This window comes from Kitasatospora sp. NPDC051164 (assembly GCF_044455625.1).
Taxonomy (GTDB): Bacteria; Actinomycetota; Actinomycetes; order Streptomycetales; family Streptomycetaceae; genus Kitasatospora.
In genome coordinates this window covers 101,431-117,702 of the sequence record NZ_JBITFB010000019.1, presented here as the reverse complement: position 1 = coordinate 117,702, position 16,272 = coordinate 101,431, and the positions used below count along the sequence as shown (strand labels likewise).

15 protein-coding genes are annotated in these 16,272 nt (G+C 73.1%); 12 read left to right on the top strand and 3 right to left on the bottom strand.

The features are described 5' to 3' along the window. Positions 1-431: 431 nt before the first annotated feature. The 3 genes from ACIBEC_RS27360 to ACIBEC_RS27350 form a co-directional block, all read right to left on the bottom strand. On the bottom strand, positions 432-611 hold the full coding sequence (locus ACIBEC_RS27360) for a hypothetical protein (protein WP_360500208.1): 180 nt from the start codon (positions 609-611) through the stop codon (positions 432-434). Next, the gene (locus ACIBEC_RS27355) at positions 608-1,027 is read right to left on the bottom strand and encodes a hypothetical protein (protein WP_396289072.1); all 420 of its coding nucleotides are present in this window, start codon (positions 1,025-1,027) and stop codon (positions 608-610) included. The genes ACIBEC_RS27360 and ACIBEC_RS27355 overlap by 4 nt, the downstream gene beginning before the upstream one ends. A gap of 330 nt (positions 1,028-1,357) precedes the next feature. After that, positions 1,358-2,323 carry an LLM class F420-dependent oxidoreductase gene (locus ACIBEC_RS27350; protein ID WP_360500432.1) on the bottom strand — a complete coding sequence of 322 codons (966 nt, stop codon included), beginning with the start codon at positions 2,321-2,323 and terminating at the stop codon, positions 1,358-1,360. Between the two features lie 376 nt (positions 2,324-2,699). Between ACIBEC_RS27350 and ACIBEC_RS27345 the strand changes: the two genes are divergently transcribed. The 12 genes from ACIBEC_RS27345 (at position 2,700) to ACIBEC_RS27290 (ending at position 16,140) form a co-directional block, all read left to right on the top strand. Continuing rightward, positions 2,700-4,484 (top strand): thiamine pyrophosphate-requiring protein, encoded by a 1,785-nt coding sequence (locus tag ACIBEC_RS27345; protein WP_360500203.1) that lies wholly within the window; start codon positions 2,700-2,702, stop codon positions 4,482-4,484. Between the two features lie 2 nt (positions 4,485-4,486). Further along, positions 4,487-7,561, top strand: coding sequence for an FAD-linked oxidase C-terminal domain-containing protein (locus tag ACIBEC_RS27340; RefSeq protein ID WP_360500200.1), 3,075 nt, complete (start codon positions 4,487-4,489; stop codon positions 7,559-7,561). An 88-nt stretch (positions 7,562-7,649) separates the two neighbouring features. Further along, entirely contained in the window at positions 7,650-8,741 is a 1,092-nt protein-coding gene (locus ACIBEC_RS27335) for an enolase C-terminal domain-like protein (RefSeq protein WP_360500429.1), read from the top strand. 81 nt (positions 8,742-8,822) lie between these two features. Beyond that, complete coding sequence (locus ACIBEC_RS27330) at positions 8,823-10,586, top strand: glycoside hydrolase family 15 protein (RefSeq protein WP_360500197.1); 1,764 nt, start codon at positions 8,823-8,825, stop codon at positions 10,584-10,586. A gap of 282 nt (positions 10,587-10,868) precedes the next feature. Next, positions 10,869-11,918, top strand: coding sequence for an SDR family oxidoreductase (locus ACIBEC_RS27325; RefSeq protein ID WP_360500194.1), 1,050 nt, complete (start codon positions 10,869-10,871; stop codon positions 11,916-11,918). Between the two features lie 343 nt (positions 11,919-12,261). Continuing rightward, positions 12,262-12,384: a hypothetical protein gene (locus ACIBEC_RS27320; RefSeq protein WP_360500191.1), complete on the top strand. Its 123-nt coding sequence runs from the start codon at positions 12,262-12,264 to the stop codon at positions 12,382-12,384. After that, the gene (locus ACIBEC_RS27315) at positions 12,381-12,674 is read left to right on the top strand and encodes an MrpF/PhaF family protein (protein WP_360500189.1); all 294 of its coding nucleotides are present in this window, start codon (positions 12,381-12,383) and stop codon (positions 12,672-12,674) included. Before ACIBEC_RS27320 ends, ACIBEC_RS27315 begins: the two co-directional genes overlap by 4 nt. Next, complete coding sequence (locus ACIBEC_RS27310; protein WP_360500186.1) at positions 12,671-12,967, top strand: monovalent cation/H(+) antiporter subunit G; 297 nt, start codon at positions 12,671-12,673, stop codon at positions 12,965-12,967. Before ACIBEC_RS27315 ends, ACIBEC_RS27310 begins: the two co-directional genes overlap by 4 nt. Beyond that, complete coding sequence (locus ACIBEC_RS27305) at positions 12,964-13,239, top strand: DUF4040 domain-containing protein (RefSeq protein WP_360500183.1); 276 nt, start codon at positions 12,964-12,966, stop codon at positions 13,237-13,239. Before ACIBEC_RS27310 ends, ACIBEC_RS27305 begins: the two co-directional genes overlap by 4 nt. Beyond that, complete coding sequence (locus ACIBEC_RS27300) at positions 13,236-13,982, top strand: MnhB domain-containing protein (protein WP_360500181.1); 747 nt, start codon at positions 13,236-13,238, stop codon at positions 13,980-13,982. Before ACIBEC_RS27305 ends, ACIBEC_RS27300 begins: the two co-directional genes overlap by 4 nt. A gap of 1 nt (position 13,983) precedes the next feature. Beyond that, the gene (locus tag ACIBEC_RS27295) at positions 13,984-14,331 is read left to right on the top strand and encodes a cation:proton antiporter subunit C (protein WP_360500178.1); all 348 of its coding nucleotides are present in this window, start codon (positions 13,984-13,986) and stop codon (positions 14,329-14,331) included. A 3-nt stretch (positions 14,332-14,334) separates the two neighbouring features. Beyond that, entirely contained in the window at positions 14,335-16,140 is a 1,806-nt protein-coding gene (locus ACIBEC_RS27290) for a complex I subunit 5 family protein (protein ID WP_360500175.1), read from the top strand. Positions 16,141-16,272 lie beyond the last annotated feature (132 nt).

Here is a 16,272-nt window from a genome sequence, read left to right as displayed (position 1 = left end):
TTTCTCGGGGGGTGGTCCCCCAGACCGGGTCCCATGCGGGGCGGGGGGGGGGGGCCGCCGGGGGGGGGGGGGCCCCCCCCCCGCGGGGGGGGCCCCCCCCCGCCACAACCTTGAAGCGCCCTCGGCAGCGCCGACAACGCCGGCGGTTTCGCCCACGGCGCCGAGACCAAGAACCCGCAGCAGCCCGGGCGGCACTGACCGAAAACGGGAACCCGGGCCCGGGAAGCGAAGGCGTTCTGTTCTGCTTCCCGGGCCGGCGCACGCCATCGGCCCGCAGGTGAGCGGCTGGCGTTCCGCCCCCTCCACGCCGCATGCGCCGGGAGGATATCCCTGCCCGGCGCGGTGAGTGGCGCCTTTCCCTGGTCCCCATCTGCCCGGCTATTGCCGCCGCAGCAGGGCAAACCGCCCTGCGCCGGAGGTCCGCCTCAGGATCACGGCCGCTCACGGGCCGAAGGCTTCTTCACCTGTTCGGTCCGCTCAGAGCTCGGGCGACCGTTGCCGCCACCCCGGACGTGGTCAATGACCTCGGCGTTCTTCTCGTCGACGTCGTCCTTGAGATGAGACAGGTCCTCCGCCTCACCGTGGGCGCGTTCTCGGTCGAACTCCTTCACTGCGTGCCCTCCTCGGCATCGGTGGCGGACGACTGCTCTCGGAGCCAGTCCGGGAGGTCGTCGCCGCGGCGTCGCACGGCCCACCATCCGATACCCGCTATGGCTCCCACCGCCAGGAGCAGTCCCACAACCATCGTGCGGCCCCGGCCGCCACGCGGATGAGCTGCGTGGGCCGCTCGCCGACTGCCGCTGCGAACCGTCCCACTGACCGCCTCGCCAGTACGCTCGGCCAGATCGGACGCGATGTGCGCGGCGCGCAGCGCCGCGGTGCGGGTGTGCTCCGCGCCTGTGGTCACCGCGTCCAGCGCGGGCGCGGTGGCTTGCCCGGCGCCGTGGGCCGCCCGCGCGGCGAGCGCCCCGGTTCGGTGCGCCGTGTCGGATAGCGCCTGCCTGACGCCTGCGTTGGCTCCGGCCATGTTCACAAGTGCCTCCCTGCTTGGTCGTCCGCCGTTGTGCCGGGGGGCGTCTACCCGAAATCCCGGGACTCATCGCGAGTGTCCGCCGACGCGCGAGCCGTGCCCGCGCGAGGCCGTCCCGGACATGGCAGGTCGCCGTGGGAGGGGAAGATGTCGTACTGGCCGAGCCCCTCGGTCCGAGGCACCGGAGCTGCCCGTGAGGCATTTACCGGTGTCAGCGGCCGTGTGGTAACCCTCGGCGGCGATGCGGAGGCTGATGCTCGCGAGCCACGATCACGGCCGTGGTCGCCATCGAACCCACGGCCACCTCGCCTGCGCCGACCGCCCGGGTCAGAGGTCGCGCAGGGCGGGCAGCAGGGCCGATTCGGCCCAGTCGAGGAACGGTCGCTGCGCCTCGCCGCCGATCTGGACCAGGGCGACCTCGGTGAACCCGGCATCGGCGTAGGCGCGCACCGCCTCGACGAAGTCGTCCACCTCGTCGCCGCAGGGGATGGACCGTGCGACGTCGTCAGGACGTACGAACCGGTTCGCGGCGTCGAAGGCGGCCGGGCCGGGCAGTTCGGCGTTGACTTTCCAGCCGCCGCCGAACCAGCGGAACTGCTCGTGCGCGCGGGCCACCGCGCGGTCCCGGTCCACGTCGTAGCAGACCGGCAGCTGGCCCACCCGCGGCTTGCCCGCCCCGCCGAACCGGTCGAAGGCCTCCAGGAGCGCGACGTCGGGCTCCACGGCGATCACCAGGTCCGCGAGTTTCCCCGCGAGCTCACAGGACTGCTGACCCGAGACGGCGATGCCGATCGGCGGCGCCTGCTCGGGCAGATCCCACAACCGCGCCGACTCCACCCGGAAGTGCTCGCCCCGGTGGTTGACGTAGCCGCCGGCGAAGAGGGCGCGGATGATCCCGACCGCCTCGGCCAGCATCTGCTGGCGCACGTCGGCGGCCGGCCAGCCCGCACCGGTGATGTGCTCGTTCAGGTTCTCTCCCGAGCCCAGCCCGAGCCGGAACCGCCCTTGCGAGAGCATTTGCACGGTGGCGGCCTTCTGCGCCACCACGGCCGGGTGGTAACGCATCGTCGGGCAGGTCACGTACGTCATCAGCGGAATCCGCTCGGTCGCCTGGGCCGCCGCGCCGAGCACGCTCCACACGTACGGCGAATGCCCCTGCTCCTCCAGCCACGGGAAGTAGTGGTCGGACGCCACGGAGAAGTCGAAGCCGACCTGCTCCGCCCGCACCACATCCTCCACCAGCTGACGCGGCCCCCGCTGCTCGCTCATCATCGTGTAGCCGATTCGCACCATACGGGGCCGGGTGCCCATGACGCCCACCGGCCAAACTGGTCCATTCCGATACAAAAGGGGCCAGGGGTGTATGCGAGGCCACGCTGCGGGCATGCGGAAGGGGGCAACAAGGGCGCCGCGCATGCGGGCGGGGCGCTCCGGCCCGGCATCGCGCCGGGCGATGCCCTCCCGCAGGGAAGGTGGGAACGCCATGGCGCCAGCGGCTCTGTTCGATGTCACAAGCATTCGCGACACTTCTATGCCCCGGTCGACGAACCCGGCCATGACATCCGGCAGCTGACGTGAGCGGGTTTCGGGCTTGTCGAGGCGGTTAGCCGCACAGAGAGACGCGCCCCCGTCACACCCGACGGCCGGCCCCGGGACCAGGAGGACAGAGATGAAGGTTGCCGACTACCTGTTGCAGCGGCTGCGGGAATGGGAGGTGGAGTACGTCTTCGCTTACCCGGGCGATGGGATCAACGGGCTGCTCGCCGCGTGGGGCCGCGCGGAGGACCAGCCCCGGTTCGTCCAGGCCCGGCACGAGGAGATGGCCGCCTTCCAGGCCGTCGGCTACGCCAAGTTCTCCGGTCGCACCGGTGTGTGCGTGGCCACCTCAGGGCCCGGCGCGATCCACCTGCTGAACGGCCTGTACGACGCCAAGCTCGACCACGTGCCGGTGGTGGCGATCGTCGGCCAGACGGACCGCACCGCGATGGGCGGCTCCTACCAGCAGGAAGTCGACCTGCTGTCGCTGTACAAGGACGTTGCCTCCGAGTTCTGCGAGATGGTCACCGTCCCCGAGCAGCTCCCGAACGTCCTGGACCGGGCGATGCGGGTGGCCACGACCCGGCGTACGGTGACCGCCCTGGTCATCCCCGCCGACGTGCAGGAACTGGACTACGAGCCGCCCGCCCACGCTTTCAAGCAGGTCCCCTCCAGCCTGGGCATCCCGCACTACGCGCCGGTGCCCGCCGACGAAGACCTCGCCCGGGCGGCGGAGATCCTCAACGCCGGCGAGAAGGTCGCCATGCTCATCGGCCAGGGCGCCCGCCACGCCCGCCCGGAGGTCGAGCAGGTGGCCGAGCGTCTCGGCGCCGGTGTGGCGAAGGCTCTGCTCGGCAAGGACGCCCTACCGGACACCCTGCCGTACGTCACCGGCTCGATCGGGCTGCTCGGCACCCGGCCGTCGTACGAGATGATGCGCGACTGCGACACCCTGCTCGTGGTCGGCTCCAGCTTCCCGTACAGCAACTTCCTGCCCGACTTCGGGCAGGCCCGGGCCGTGCAGATCGACCTCGACCCGTCGATGATCGGTCTGCGGTACCCGTTCGAGGCGAACATCGTCGGCGACGCCGCCGAGACCCTGCGGCGCCTGCTCCCCATGCTGGAGGCGAAGACCGACCGCACCTGGCGCAAGACGGTCGAGGACAACGCCGCCCGGTGGTGGGAGGTCATGCAGCGCCGGGCCGAGGTCTCCGCCGACCCGGTCAACCCGGAGTACGTCGTGCACACGCTCGACGCGCTGCTGCCCGAGGACGTCATGCTCGCCGCCGACTCCGGGTCGGCGGCGAACTGGTACGCCCGCCACCTGCGGATGCGCGGGACCATGCGCGGCTCGCTGTCGGGCACCCTGGCGACCATGGGCCCCGGCGTGCCGTACGTCATCGGCGCAAAGTTCGCCCACCCCGACCGGCCGGCGATCGCCATCGTCGGCGACGGTGCGATGCAGATGAACGGCCTCGCGGAGCTGATCACCGCCGCGAAGTACTACCGGGAGTGGTCGGATCCGCGCCTGGTGGTGGCGGTGCTCAACAACCAGGACCTGAACCAGGTCACCTGGGAGATGCGGGCCATGCAGGGCGCGCCGCAGTTCGAGCCGTCCCAGAGCCTGCCCGACGTGCGCTACGCCGACATCGCCCGGTCCTTCGGCCTGGGCGGCGTGCGGGTGGAGCGGCCCGAGGACGTGGAGCCGGCCTGGCGTCAGGCGCTCGCGGCCGACCGGCCGTTCGTCATCGACTTCCGCACCGACCCGGCCGTGCCGCCGATCCCGCCGCACGCCACCTGGGACCAGATCAAGGCCGCCGCCTCCGCCGTCCTACAGGGCGACAGCGACCGCGGCTCGGTGATCCGCCAAGGCGTGAAGGCCAAGGTCCAGGAGTTCCTGCCCGGCAACGGGAGCTGACCATGACCTCGGACGGCACCGGCGCCGGCGTGGACCTCGCCGCCCTGGAACAGGCCCTGCGCGCTGAGGTCGACGGCGAGGTCCGCTTCGACGCCGGCAGCCGGGGCGCGTACGCGACCGACGGCTCCAACTACCGGCAGGTGCCGCTCGGCGTGGTGGTGCCCCACACCGTCGAGGCGGGGGCGACGGCGGTCGCGGTCTGCTCCCGGTTCGCCGCGCCGGTGCTCTCGCGCGGCGGCGGCACCAGCCTGGGCGGGCAGTGCACCAACACCGCCGTGGTCATCGACTGGACCAAGTACTGCAACCGCCTCCTCTCGGTCGACCCGCAGGCGCGGACCTGCGTGGTGGAGCCGGGCATCGTGCTGGACGAGCTGAACCGGCAACTCGCCCCGCACGGGCTGATGTTCGGGCCGAAGCCGTCCACCCACAGCCACTGCGCACTGGGCGGGATGATCGGCAACAACAGCTGCGGCGCCTCCGCGCAGGCCTACGGCAAGACCGTCGACAACGTCCGCCGCCTGGAGGTGCTCACCTACGAGGGCACCCGGTTCTGGGCCGGCCGCACCAACGACGAGGAGTACGCCGAGGTGGTGGCCGCGGGTGGGCCCCGGGCCCGGCTGTACCAAGGGCTGAAGGAGATCGCCGGACGCAATCTGGCGGAGATCCGGCGCGGCTACCCGAAGATCCCCCGCCGGGTCTCCGGGTACAACCTGGACTCGCTGCTGCCGGAGAACGGCTTCGACCTCGCCAAGGCGCTGGTCGGCAGCGAGGGCACCCTGGTGACCGTCCTGCGGGCCGAACTGCACCTGGTGGAGGTCCCGGCCGCCGAGGCCCTGCTGGTGCTCGGCTTCGAGGACATCTACCGGGCGGCCGACGCCGTCCCCGACCTGCTCGAGCACAGCCGGCCCGCCCAGCTGGAGGCGATCGACGGGCGCATGGCGCAGCTGATGCGCGAGGAACACGCCTACCTCGACTCCCTGGAGCAGTTGCCCGAGGGCGACAGCTGGCTGCTGCTCCAGTTCACGGCCGATACGAAGGAGGCGGCCGACGGGCAGGCGCGCGCGCTGCTGCGCGCCCTCGGTCGCGACGAGGGCGACGCGTCGGTGGCGTTCTCCGACGACCCGCCGCGCGAGCACGAGATGCTCAAGGCCCGCGAGGCGGGACTCGGGGTGACCGCGCGCCCGCCGGACGGCGCCGAGACCTGGGAGGGCTGGGAGGACTCCGCCGTCGCACCGGAGAAGCTGGGCGCCTACCTCCGCGATCTGGAGCGGCTCTTCGACCGTTACGGCTATCAACAGGCCTCCCTCTACGGGCACTTCGGCCAGGGGTGCGTGCACACCCGGATCCCGTTCGAGCTGCGCGAGGGAAAGGGTATCGAGGCGTTCCGGGCGTTCCTGTTCGACGCCGCCGACCTGGTCGCCTCCTACGGCGGGTCGCTGTCCGGGGAGCACGGTGACGGGCAGGCCCGCGGCGAACTCCTGCCCCGCATGTTCGGTCAGCCTCTGGTCGACGCGATGGTCGAGGTCAAGGCGCTGTTCGATCCGGGCAACCGGATGAACCCCGGCAAGGTCGTCCACCCCCGCCAGGCCGATGAGAACCTGCGGCTCGGTGCCGACTGGCGGCCCGAAACCCACCAGGACACCCACTTCGCGTACCCCGACGACGACGGCGACTTCGGGCAGGCCGTCATGCGCTGCGTCGGCGTCGGCAACTGCCGCACCCAGCAGGGCGGCGTGATGTGCCCCTCCTACCGGGCCACCCGCGAGGAGGAGCACTCGACCCGGGGCCGGGCGCGCCTGCTGTTCGAGATGCTCGGCGGCCACCAGGACTCGCCCGTCACCGAGGGGTGGCGCTCCACCGAGGTCCGCGACGCCCTCGATCTCTGCCTGGCCTGCAAGGGCTGCAAGTCCGACTGCCCGGTCGGCGTCGACATGGCCACCTACAAGGCCGAGTTCCTCGCCCACCACTACGAAGGCCGGCTGCGCCCCGCCGCGCACTACGCCATGGGCTGGCTCCCGCTCTGGACTCGGCTCGCGCGCCTTGCTCCCGGCCTGGCCAACGCCGCCCTGCACGCCCCGGGCCTGGGCCGGCTCGGCAAGCTGCTCGGCGGGATCGACCCGCGCCGGGACGCACCCCTGTTCGCCGCCGAGAGCTTCCAGGACACCTGGCACCGGGCCGGACGGACGCCTCCCGACCCGGGCGATCCGCGCACGGTGCTGCTGTGGCCGGACACCTTCACCAACCACTTCCACCCCCACATCGCCGAGGCCGCGGTCCGGGTCCTGGAAGACGCCGGATTCAACGTCGCCGTCCCCGAGGGTCCGGTGTGCTGCGGCCTCACCTGGATCTCCACCGGCCAACTCTCCACCGCCAAGAGGGTGATCAAGCACACCACCCGCATGCTGCGTCCCTGGCTGGAGGCGGGCACCCCTGTCATCGGCCTCGAGCCCTCGTGCGCGGCAGCCCTCCGCAGCGATGCCCCCGAGTTGCTCGCCGGTGACCAGGATGTCCTGCGCCTCGCCACCCAGCTGCGCACGTTCGCCGAACAGCTCGTCAACCACTCTCCCGAAGGGTGGCAGCCGCCGCAGGTCGGCCGCGCGGCGACCGTCCAGACGCACTGCCACCAGCACGCCGTGCTCGGCGGCGATCCGGACCGCGAGCTGATGCGCCGCGCAGGCCTGGAGGCGAACGTGCTGGACGAGGGCTGCTGCGGGCTGGCCGGCAACTTCGGCTTCGAGCAGGGGCATTACGACCTGTCGCAGACGATCGCCGAGCAGGGCGTCCTGCCCGCCGTCCGCGCCACCGCACCCGAGGCGTTCGTCCTGGCGGACGGCTTCAGCTGCCGCACCCAGATCGGCCAGGCCGACACCGGCCGCCAGGCTGTGCACCTGGCCGAGGCACTGGCGATGGCCCTCGACGGCCCGGCACCCACCGACCGGCCGGAGAACGCCGTCGAACGCCCGCAGCCTCATCCCGCCACCGCCCGGCTGCTCACCGCAGCGGCGCTCGGGCTACTGGCGGGCCTGGCCACCGGGGCGGTTCTCACCGCCCGCCGCCGCGCGAGGAGGATGCCGTGAAGTCACCCACCACCCTGAGCGGCGCGCTGCACGCCGCCGGTGAGACCTCGTGAGCGGCCCGTCGACGCCCGTCGTCGACGCCCTGCGCATGTGGGTCCTCGACTTCCCCACCGACGCGCCGGAGGCCGACGGCACCGCCGCCTGGACCAGCACCACCATGGTCCTCGTCCAGGCCCGCTCCGAAACCACCCAGGGCTACGGCTGGACCTACGGCGCCGCCGCCTGCGCCAAGGTGATCACCGACCTGCTGGCCGAGCACGTCATCGGCCGCAGCGCTTTCGACGTGCCCGCCGCGAACGAGGCGATGCACCGGGCGCTGCGCAACGCCGGACGGCCCGGCATCGGCGGCTACGCCCTGTCCGCCGTCGACATCGCCCTCTGGGACCTCAAGGCCCGACTACTGGAGCTGCCACTGGCCGACCTGCTCGGCCGGGCGCGGGACACCGTGCCGGTCTACGGCAGCGGCGGCTTCACCACCTACGACGACCGTCAACTCGAAGCCCGGTTGCGCGGGTGGACCGAGCAGCAGGCGATCCCCCGGGTGAAAATCAAGATCGGGGAGGGCTGGGGCACTCGCGAGAGCCGGGACCTGGCCCGCATCGGCCAGGCCCGCACGTTCATCGGCCCGGACGCGGAGCTGTACGTCGACGCCAACGGCGCCTACACCGCCAAACAGGCGATCCGCCTCGCCCAGCGCTTCGAGGAACACGACGTGCGCTGGTTCGAGGAACCGGTCTCCTCCGACGACCTGCCCGGCCTGGCACAGGTCCGCGCCGCGATCAGCCCGGAGGTCGCGGCCGGCGAGTACGGCTTCACATTGCCCTACTTCGCCGCCATGGCCCCGGCGGTGGACTGCCTGCAAGCCGACGCCACCCGCTGCGGCGGCCTCACCGTCTGGCTGCGCACCGCCGCCCTGGCCCAGGCCCACGGCCTCGACCTGTCCGGCCACTGCGCCCCGCACGTCCACGCCCACGCCGCAGCCACGCTGCCCAACGTGCGTCACCTCGAGTGGTTCCACGACCACGTCCGCATCGAGAACACGCTCTTCGACGGCACCCTCGACCCCGTCGGCGGCCTGCTCCGCCCCGGCCAAGGCGACACCCCGGGCCTGGGCCTGACGCCACGCCACAACGTGCTCCAGCAGCACACCACCGGCACCGCGTCGGCGGGCAGCCCGTAGACCCCCACCCCCTACCCGTTCAGGCCGGCGGCGGCCTTCCCCCCCCCCCCCCCCGCACCCCGGATCGGAGAAGAGGCCCAAGTGCCGAAGAACGCCCACGCGCCGGCCCCGCACGCGCTGCGCGACTACGCCCTGCTCGCCGACGGCCACCGCGGCGCCCTCGTCGGCCCGCGCGGCGACATCGCGTGGATGTGCGCACCGCGCTGGGACAGCGACGCCGTCTTCGCCGCCCTGATCGGCGGGCCCGGCTGGTTCACCGTCACCCCCACCGGCAGCTATGTGTGGGGCGGCTACTACGAGGACGGCAGCCTGATCTGGCGCAGCCGCTGGGTCACCACCGCCGGGATCGTCGAATGCCGCGAGGCGCTCGCCTACCCTGGCGACGCCCACCGGGCCGTCCTGCTCCGCAGGATCACGGCCGTGGACGGTCCGGCCGAGGTGACGGTGAGCCTCCAGGCGGCCGCCGGGTTCGGCGAGCACCGACTGCGGAAGGTCACCCACGAGGAGGACGGATCCTGGACGGCCCGGGCCGCAGACCTGCACCTGCGCCTGCGTGGCCTGCCGGACGCGACGACGGAGGGCTCCGGCCCGCGCCCACGGTTGGAGGCCCGGCTGCGCCTGAAGCCCGGTGAGCGGCACGACCTCGTCCTGGAGGTCGCCGACCGGCCGCTGGAACGGCCCCAGGACCCTGGCCGGCTGTGGCGGGCGACCGAGGCGGCGTGGGCCGAGCAGGTGCCCGACCTCGCGGTCGTGCTCGGGCGGCGTGACGCGCGGCACGCGCACGCCGTCCTGCGCGGCATGACCGGCCCGGGCGGCGGGACCGTCGCGGCCGCGACCACCAGCCTGCCGGAACGGGCGGAGCAGGGCCGCAACTACGACTACCGGTACGTGTGGATCCGCGACCAGGCCTACATCGGCCAGTCGGCGGCCGCCGCCGGCTGCGACGCGCTGTTGGACGACTCAGTGCGGTTCGTCGCCGCCCGCCTGCTGGAGCACGGCCCTGGCCTCGCACCGGCCTACACCACCGACGGCGGCCCCGTCCCCGACCCGCGCACCCTCGACCTGCCCGGCTACCCGGGCGGATTCGACGTCGTCGGCAACCGGGTCAACCACCAGTTCCAGCTCGACGGCTTCGGTGAGGGCCTGCTCCTGCTCGCCGCCGCCGCCCGGCTCGGCCGGCTCGACGCCGAGGGCTGGCGCGCCGCCACGGTCGCTGCCGACGCGATCACCGCCCGCCACGGGGAGGAGGACGCGGGGATCTGGGAACTCGAACCGGACCGCTGGACTCACAGCCGCCTCACCTGCGCGGCCGGACTGCGCGCCATCGCCACCGCCCACCCCGTGGCCGGGCGCGGCCGCGCCGCCGGGTGGGAGGCGCTGGCCGACCGGATCACCGCCGAGGCCGACCGTGACTGCCTCCACCCCACCGGCCGCTGGCAGCGGTCGCCGTCCCAGCCGGGTGTGGACGCCGCCCTGCTGCTGCCCGCCCTGCGCGGCGCCGTCCCGGCCGACGACCCGCGCACCCGGGCCACCCTGGACGCCGTGCTCGCCGACCTCTGCGAGGACCACTACTGCTACCGGTTCCGCCATGACCGGCGCCCGCTCCAGGACGCGGAGGGAGCCTTCCTGCTCTGCGGGTTCCTGGTCGCCCTCGCCCACCACCAGCAGGGCAACCAGGCAGAGGCACTGCGTTGGTTCGAACGCAACCGCGCCGCCTGCGGACCACCTGGCCTGTACGCCGAGGAGTTCGACGTCGCCCAGCGCCAGCTGCGCGGCAACCTACCCCAGGCCTTCGTCCACGCCCTGATGCTGGAGACCGCCGCCCGCCTCGCCCCGCATCCGTGACCTGGAGCCCGGCCACCAGAGCGTCGATGACCGCTGGCACCGCCGGGCGTTGGACTCACTGACCGTAGGCGGCGAACGGGTCGGGGCCCTGGGGTGGACAGAGCGACCGCGCTCTCCTCACAACCATGCTTTTCCTGGGCGGGAGTTGACACACCGTCCGCAGGGCAGACGAGCGCCCGGCACCGTGCTCAGCACGTCCTGCCTGCCCCGCGCGGCTGACCGGTCGGGGCGTGCGAAGGCTGCGGAAGGTTTGGCCTCCCGCCGTCGGGTTAGCCGAAAGGCATGACACGTCACCCACAGCCACCACGCACCGTCGTGGTCACCGGAGCGAGCGGCGGCATCGGCCGGGCCAGTGCCCTCGCCTTCGCCGCCCGCGGGGACAGGCTCGCGCTGATCGCCCGCGGCCGGGCCGGCCTTGAGGCCGCGGTGCGCGAGACCGAACGGGCCGGGGCAGCGAAGGCCCTCGCCGTCGAGGCCGATGTCGCCGATCCGGAGGCGGTCGAGGCGGCCGTGCAGCGGATCGAGGACGAGCTCGGGCCGATCGACGTGTGGGTCAACGACGCGTTCGCGTCCGTCTTCGCCCCGTTCACCGAGATCAGCCCCCAGGAGTTCCGCCGGGTCACCGAGGTCTCCTACCTGGGCTACGTGTACGCCACCCGCGCCGTGCTCGACCGGATGCTGCCCCGCAACCGAGGCGTGGTCGTGCACGTGGGCTCGGCGATCGCCTACCGGGGCATCCCGCTCCAGAGCGCCTACAGCGGAGCCAAACACGCCATCCAGGGCTGGCACGAAGCGCTGCGCTGCGAACTGCTCGCCTCCGGCACCCGGGTGCGCACCACGATGGTGCAGATGCCGGCGGTCAACACCCCGCAGTTCGAATGGGTCCGCTCCCGGCTGCCCGAGCGCGCACAGCCGGTGCCACCGATCTACCAGCCCGAAGTCGCCGCCCGCGCCGTCGTGTTCGCCGCCGACCATCCCCGGCGGCGCGAGTACTGGGTCGGCGCCAGCACGGTGGCCACCCTGGTGGCAAACGCGATCGCCCCCGGGCTGCTGGACCGCTACCTGGCCCGGACCGGCTTCGACTCGCAGCAGACCGGCGAGCGCCGGCGCATCGACGGTCCGGGCAACCTCTTCGAACCGGTGGACTCCTGGCAGGACTTCGGCGCACACGGGCGCTTCGACGACCGGGCCCACCCCCGCAGCATCCAGCAGCAAGCCTCCCAAGGGATCGCCGCCGCGGCGGAAGCGGTCCGGCGGGCAGCCGCAGTTCTTCGACGCCCTCGGCCACTGACCAAGGAGGAGCAGGATGGCTTCCGTCCCCGTCCCGCCTGACCCGGACATCACCCCCACGCCCGCTCCGCCGGCTCCGCCCGCACCGCCGGACCCGGGCCGGCCGCCGGTGCCGCCTGATCCGCCCAAGCCTCCCGGGACACCCGAGCCTCCCGCCGACCCGCCCCTGCCGGGCCGCCCCGGTGGATCCGAACCCGAGCCTGGGAACCACCCCGAGCCGTCGCTGCCCCACGAGCCCCGCCCGCACGAACCACCGGACTGACCGACCGCGAGGCAGGTCTCGTGCCGGTCGGCCGGGCGGGTGTCGGCTGGTGCGGCTCCGAAGAATGACGATCGCTCAAGGACCATTCGGCTGGGGACGGGAGGGGCAGCTGTGGGCGGTGCGGTGCGAGAAGACACGTGCGTCCTGGAGATCGGCGAGCCGGACGAGGTGCTGGTACACGCGCTCGGCACAACGCCGGGCCCCGTGGAGCGCGTCGCCACCGACGGTGCGGCGCGGGCGTCATGAACGCCTGGGCCGCAGCTGCCCTCGTCCTGCTGGTGGCAGCGGTGCCGGTGTGCCTGTGGGTGGCGGCGCGAGGCAGCGCGGTGCATCGACTGGCCGGGATGTGCCTGCTGTCGACCGTGGTCGGGGGTGTGTTCCTGCTGTTGCCGCAGGCCTACCGACGCTCCTCCTACCAGGACCTCGCACTGGTCCTCGCGGTTCTCTCCCCGGCCGGCACGCTCGTCTTCACCCGCTTCGTCACGGGCCAGGACCGGGCGCCCGGCGGCAACGAGTCCGAGGGCGGGGGCGTATGACAACCGGTCACGTCCTGGTCCTGATCCTGCTGTGGACAGGAGTCGGATTCGTGCTGCTGTCCGTGGTGGCACTGGCCGTCCTCAAGGGCACCTTCCTGCGGCTGCACGCGCTCGCCCCGGCCACGTGTGCCGGGGTGCCGCTGATCGCGGCAGCGGTGGCTCTCGACCAGGGTGCCGGGCGCGGGGCGGTGAAGACGCTGCTGATCGGTCTGCTGTTCGCGGCGGGCGGGACGGTGACCACGATCGCGCTCGGCAAGGCCACCTGGCATTCGGAAGGGAAGGGCGAGACGTGAACGAGTGGCTGATCGGTGTGGCGGTCGTGTTCGTCGCAGCCGCGGCGACGGTGGCGGTGCTGTGCCGGGATCCGGCCCGTCAGGCCGTCGTCCTGGCCGTCCTGGGACTGGGACTTTCGGTACTGTTCGCGGTGCTTCAGGCCCCCGACGTGGCGCTGTCGCAGCTGGCCGTGGGCACCGCCCTGACGCCGCTGCTGATCCTCCTCACGGTCCGCAAGGTCAACCGCCCCACGGCAGACGACCGCCGTGACGGCGAGGAGAGCGGAGGGTGACGGCCCGCGTCCGGCTCGTGCTGTTCCTGGCCGCCGCAGCGGTGATCGCCGCGTTCTTCATCGCCGCCTGCACCGGCCTGCCCCGGTTCGGCTCCGAAGCACACCCCTACGGCGACCGGGCCGTCGCCGCCGCGCTCGCCCACCGCACCGCCAACGTGGTGTCCTCGGTGAACTTCGACCTCCGCGCGTTCGACACCCTCGGCGAGGAGTCGATCCTCTTCACCACCGTCCTCGGCGCCACCCTGCTGCTCCGGCGGGCCCGCGACGAACGCGAGAAACAGCCCGTGCCCGAGCGGGTGCTGCCCACCACCCGGCTGTTCGGCGCCGTCCTGCTGCCGGTCACCCTCGTGGTCGGCGCGTACGTCATCGCGCACGGCCAGCTGTCGCCCGGCGGCGGCTTCCAGGGCGGCGTCGTGCTCGCCACCGCCCTGCACCTGGCCTACGTGGCCGCCGACTACCGCGTCCTCCAGCGGGTCCGCCCGCTGACCGTCCTGGACATCGCCGACTCCCTCGCCGCCGCCTCGTTCACCATCGTCGGGTTCGCCGCGCTGATCGCCGGCGGCGCGTTCCTGAAGAACGACCTTCCACTGGGCACGTTCAACACGATCACCTCCGGCGGCACCGTACCCGTGCTGAACGCCGCCGTCGGCATCGAGGTCGCCTCCGGCCTGATCGTGCTGCTCGCCCACTTCCTCGACCAAGCCGTCGAGATCACCGACCCCGACGGGCAGGAGACCACCTGACATGGGCACCCTTGTCTACCTTGCCGCCGGATGGGTCCTGCTCATCGCCCTGTACGGGCTGGTCACCAGCCGCAACCTCATCCACGCCATCGGCTGCCTGGCCGTCGCCCAGTCCTCCACCTACCTGCTGCTGCTGGCCGTCGGCTACCGGCACGGCGCCACCGCCCCGGTCTTCTCCGACCTCACCCCCGGCAGCCGCCCGGTCGTCGACCCGGTCGTCCAGGCCCTCGCCCTGACCGACGTCGTCGTCGGCGCCACCGTCACCGCCCTCCTCCTCGCCCTGACCGTCCAGCTGCGCAAGCGCCACCACACCGTCGACCCCCAGGCCCTCACCGGCCTCAAGGGCTGAGCCGTGACCACACAGGCCCTGCTCCCGCTCGCGGTCGCCGTCCCGCTGCTCGGCTCCGTCCTGCTGGCCCTCGGCGGGCGCCGCCTGCCGCGACTGGGCTGCGACATCCTCGCCACCGCGGTCGCGGCCCTCGAGGTCGCGGTGCTGGTGCTGCTGTGGACCAGGAGCAGCGGCGTCGCCACCGCCGACCTCGGCGGCCGGCCCGCCCGCGTGGGCATCGTGCTGGCCGCGGACCCGTTCGGCGCGGGGCTCGCCCTGCTGGTCGCCGTCCTGGTCCTCGCAGTGATCGTCTACTCCTGGCGGTACTTCGACGAACCGACGGGCGAGCGGGCCGGCGTCTTCCCCGCGCTGATCCTGCTGTTCGAAGCCGGCATGGCCGGGTTCGCCCTCACCGGCGACCTCTTCAACGCCTTCGTCTTCTTCGAGCTCATGGGCGCGGCCGCCTACGCCCTGACCGGCTACCGCATCGAGGACCCGCGTCCCCTGCACGGCGCTCTGACCTTCGGCATCGTCACCTCGTTCGCCGCCTACTGCTCCCTCCTGGGCATCGGACTCCTGTACGCCCGCACCGGTGAGCTCAACCTCGCCCGCCTCGGCCGGCAGCTCGCCGCCCACCACACCGACCCGCTGACCGTCGTCGCCTTCGTCCTGGTGTGCACGGCACTGCTGGTGAAGGCCGCCGCCGCGCCGTTCCACTTCTGGCTGCCCGACGCCCACGCCGTCGCGCCCACCCCGGTGTGCATGCTGATGTCCGGCGTCATGGTCGAACTCGGCGTCTACGGCATCGCCCGGATCTACTGGACCGTCTTCGCCGGCCCCGGCGGCATCCCGCACGAGGCGTTCCGCACCACCTTCGTCGCGCTGGGCGTGGTGACCGCCCTGCTCGGTGCCCTGATGTGCTGGCAGCAACGGCACCTCAAGCGCCTGCTCGCCTTCTCCACCATCAGCCACGTCGGCCTGTTCCTCACCGGCGTAGCCCTGCTCACCCCGGCCGGCGCCGCCGGAACCGCCCTCTACGTCGCCGGGCACGGCCTGGTGAAGGCCGCCCTGTTCGCCCTCACCGGCGTCCTGCTGGACCGCTACGGATCCGTCGACGAGCTCAGCCTGCACGGAAAGGCCCGCCCGCTGCGCCTCGTGGGCGTGCTGTTCGTCGTCGGTGCGCTGGCCCTGGCCGGGCTGCCGCCGTTCGGCACCGGCCTGGGCAAAGCCCTGACCGAGGACGCCGCCGGCCACCTCCAGTCCTGGCTCCCCGTGGTGTTCGTGGCCACCTCGGCCGTCACCGGCGCAGCCGTTCTCCGAGCCGCACTGCGCGTCTTCTGGGGCGTCGGGCCGGTGCCCGCCATCCGGCAGGGCGAGGACGAGACCACCGGCGACGGAGAGGAGCCGGAGATCCGCGGGCCGGAGCGGAGCCTGCCACCCACGATGCCGGCCGTCCCCGCCGTCCTGCTGGCCACCGGACTCGTCCTGGGCTGCGTACCCGCCGTCGCCACCGCCGTGGCGCGCGGCGCGGCCACCTTCACCGACCCGGCCCGCTACGCCGCCGCGGTCCTTCCCGCCACCGGCCCCGGCCCGGCAGCCGTTGCCGCCATGGCCGACTGGACCGGAGCGGGCATCGCCCTCGGCCTGCTCTCCGCCGGACTGGCCTGCGCCCTCGCCACCGCAGCCGCCCTGCGGCCCCGACCTACCGACCCCGCCCCCTCCGCCATGCACGTGCTGCGCCGACTGCACTCCGGGCACCTCGGCGACTACCTCGCCTGGCTGGCCGTCGGCGTGGCCGTGCTCTGCGCCGCCATCGCAGCGCAGGCCTGATCCGTCGGACCGGACGGCATGGCGGGGTTCGCGAGTCTGCACCGACGGGCAATCGGGCGCCGTCAGGCCAAGCAGGTGCCTGCTGCGGCGGCCCGGGGTGTACCGCCTGTGCTCTCGGGCAGACGACCCCCG

Coding starts and splice junctions, on each gene's coding strand:
- ACIBEC_RS27355 (WP_396289072.1), bottom strand. CDS start 1,027: ATGGCCGGAGCCAACGCAGGCGTCAGGCAGGCGCTATCCGACACGGCG.
- ACIBEC_RS27350 (WP_360500432.1), bottom strand. CDS start 2,323: ATGGTGCGAATCGGCTACACGATGATGAGCGAGCAGCGGGGGCCGCGT.
- ACIBEC_RS27345 (WP_360500203.1), top strand. CDS start 2,700: ATGAAGGTTGCCGACTACCTGTTGCAGCGGCTGCGGGAATGGGAGGTG.
- ACIBEC_RS27340 (WP_360500200.1), top strand. CDS start 4,487: ATGACCTCGGACGGCACCGGCGCCGGCGTGGACCTCGCCGCCCTGGAA.
- ACIBEC_RS27335 (WP_360500429.1), top strand. CDS start 7,650: ATGTGGGTCCTCGACTTCCCCACCGACGCGCCGGAGGCCGACGGCACC.
- ACIBEC_RS27325 (WP_360500194.1), top strand. CDS start 10,869: ATGACACGTCACCCACAGCCACCACGCACCGTCGTGGTCACCGGAGCG.
- ACIBEC_RS27315 (WP_360500189.1), top strand. CDS start 12,381: ATGAACGCCTGGGCCGCAGCTGCCCTCGTCCTGCTGGTGGCAGCGGTG.
- ACIBEC_RS27310 (WP_360500186.1), top strand. CDS start 12,671: ATGACAACCGGTCACGTCCTGGTCCTGATCCTGCTGTGGACAGGAGTC.
- ACIBEC_RS27295 (WP_360500178.1), top strand. CDS start 13,984: ATGGGCACCCTTGTCTACCTTGCCGCCGGATGGGTCCTGCTCATCGCC.